This window comes from Pedobacter fastidiosus, from assembly GCF_014306625.1.
In the GTDB taxonomy this organism is placed as follows: domain Bacteria; phylum Bacteroidota; class Bacteroidia; order Sphingobacteriales; family Sphingobacteriaceae; genus Pedobacter; species Pedobacter fastidiosus.
In genome coordinates, this window is the sequence record NZ_JACRYL010000047.1 from 1 (window position 1) to 2,656 (window position 2,656).

Genomic DNA, 2,656 nt, shown 5'->3' on the forward strand with positions numbered 1-2,656 from the left:
TGGATAAACCGCTTCAAATTGACCCCTCTTCGCCAATCTAAAAAGTTCCCCTTAGCCGAGTTAATTTGATAAGGTTCGCCAAAGGAAAAAGACCCCTTTGCGCCAATCCAAATTGACCCCCTTGAAATTGCAGATTCGTTTGTGCTAAATGGTCTATAGGAATATGTTTTTGTTTAGCTTTTAGCCGAACAAAAACTGTTGATTACAATGTCCAATAAGCCTATCAAAATGAATAAACTCAGACAGATCATCCGTCTATACAGTCAGGGAACCGGGACCAAGCGCATCCATGCAATGGTGTCAACCTCACGCAATACCATTAAAAAGTATATTCGCATCTGGCAGACGCTTGGCATTAGCTATGAAGAGTTTAATGCCAAGAGCGATAGCGAACTGGCCGTCATTTTTACCACACCTGTGGCCAGGATCTCCAGTGCGCCCCGTATGCAGATCCTTCAGGGACTATTACCCGATTACTGTAAAAGGTTAAAGAGAAAAGGTGTTACAAGGGAACACCTGCATGAGGAATATATAAAAAAGCATTCCGATGGTTATGGACGCTCTCACTTTAATAATGCCATAATGGTATACCTGCAGCTCTCCAGATCGGTAATGCATATAGAACATAAAGCTGGTGATAAAATGTATATCGACTTTGCCGGCAAAAAGCTATTTGTTATCGGGAATGATAATATCAGGCAGGACGTAGAGGTATTCGTGGCGATTCTTGGCTGTAGCCAGCTCACCTATGTTGAGGCTGTGGCCTCCCAGAAAAAGGAGGACCTCATCACTGCCTGTGAAAATGCCCTTCGCTATTTCGCAGGGGTACCGGAAGCGATCGTCCCCGACAATCTTCGCTCTGCTGTAACAAGGGGAAGCAGGTATGAGGCTGTGCTGAACGATGAGTTTGCCGCATTTGCGGAACATTATGCCACAACTGTTATTCCCGCACGTGCCTACAAGCCACGTGACAAGTCGCTGGTAGAAGGAGCTGTCAAGCTTATCTACCGGAGTATTTATAATAAGTTGGACGATCGTCGCTTTCAAACCCTGGAGCAACTTAATGCAGCAATCGCCCCTCTGCTCGAAATCCATAACAACAAACACTTTTCGGGCAGAAGCTATTCACGCAGGGAACAGTTTGAGGAAATCGAACGCGAGGCCCTTGCCGCACTTAACCCGGTTCGGTATGAGTTGCACAGGCAGGTGATGGTCACCGTTATGAGAAACGGGCATGTACGGCTGGGCGAAGATGTCCACTACTACAGTGTTCCCTATAACTATGTTGGTAAAAAAGTAAAGTTGCTGTACACTTCCGGCTCAGTAAAAGTCTATTACAACTATACCATGATAGCTTTTCATTCAAGAGTGCGGACAAAGCACCATTATACTACCCAACAGGACCATCTGGCACCACAGCACCGGTACGTATCAGAATGGACGCCTGAGAACTTTATTCAGCAGGCTGAAGAGATCCATAGTGACGTTGCTCATTACATATCGAAGGTGCTTGAGCATAAGAGATATCCCGAGCAGGCCCATAAATCCTGTTCGGGCATACTGAACTTTGCGCGTCGTGTTGGAACGGTCCGGCTAAGGAATGCCTGCCGTTGGGCAAATAATCTTGGCCAGTACAACTACCGTATAATCGAGGAGATACTGCAAAAGCAGCTTGATCAGCTATCTGTAGAAGAACAGACAATAGATATCCCTGAGCATGGAAACATCAGGGGCAAGGAATATTACCAGTAACAATAAAAAGCAATTAGAAATGAACAATGAAACATTAGAGAAAATGAAACAGCTAAGGCTGTTTGGGATGTACGATGCATTCAGGACCAATCTGGAATCCTCGGTAAAGGAATCGCTGACCACTGATCAGTTTATATCCGTACTGGTTGCCAGCGAGTGGGACGACAGGCGCAACCGTTCGGTTGAAAGAACAATTAGGGCTGCTGTATTCCGGTATAAGGCATCTCTTGAACATATTGATTACTCCATTGAACGTGGGCTTGACAGGAACCAGGTACACAGGCTTGCAGCCCTGGATTTCATTAAGGAGCACAAGGATCTTTTCATAACCGGTTCCACCGGTACCGGAAAAAGCTACCTTGCCACCGCCCTTGGATATCAGGCCTGTCAGAATGGATACAAGGTTCTGTATGTTAATACGGCTAAGCTTATGGGGCAGCTAAAGCTGGCAAAGGCTAAAGGTACCATTCTTGCAGAACTGAAAAAGATTGAAAGGGTTGATCTTCTTATTCTTGACGATTTTGGTCTCCAGCCCTTTGACCCACAGTCAAGGGTTACTTTACTGGATATCATCGAGGACAGACACCAGAAGCGTTCGACGATAGTTACCTCACAGATACCGGTGAAAGAATGGTATGATATAATTGGTGAGAAAACCATTGCCGATGCAATACTCGATCGAATAGTTCATCACTCGTTAAGGGTTGAATTATTTGGTGAATCTATGAGAAGGAGAAACTCTAAGATTGAAAACGTATTTTTGTAAAATAACAGTTGTTAAACAGGACTTAAAAGATCGATTCTAAAAAGCCTTTTTCCACAACAACTTCTGCTTTTTTCAAGCAACAACTCTGGGGGTCAATTTAAAATTGGCGAAAGGGGGTCAAATTTATTGGTATATGCA

Annotated in this window: 2 protein-coding genes; both read left to right on the forward strand. The window is 44.5% G+C overall.

Features of this window, described 5'->3' with window-relative positions:
* Positions 1-228 precede the first annotated feature (228 nt).
* A complete protein-coding gene (gene istA / locus H7U22_RS22710; RefSeq protein WP_248284844.1) occupies positions 229-1,752 on the forward strand; it encodes an IS21 family transposase in 1,524 nt (507 codons plus the stop codon).
* Positions 1,753-1,771: 19 nt separating this feature from the next.
* Positions 1,772-2,518, forward strand: coding sequence for an IS21-like element helper ATPase IstB (gene istB / locus H7U22_RS22715; protein WP_187073627.1), 747 nt, complete (start codon positions 1,772-1,774; stop codon positions 2,516-2,518).
* Positions 2,519-2,656: the final 138 nt, after the last annotated feature.

Excerpts from the sequence above, each read along its gene's own strand:
- istB (WP_187073627.1), top strand. The coding sequence starts at position 1,772 with ATGAACAATGAAACATTAGAGAAAATGAAACAGCTAAGGCTGTTTGGG.
- istA (WP_248284844.1), top strand. The coding sequence starts at position 229 with ATGAATAAACTCAGACAGATCATCCGTCTATACAGTCAGGGAACCGGG.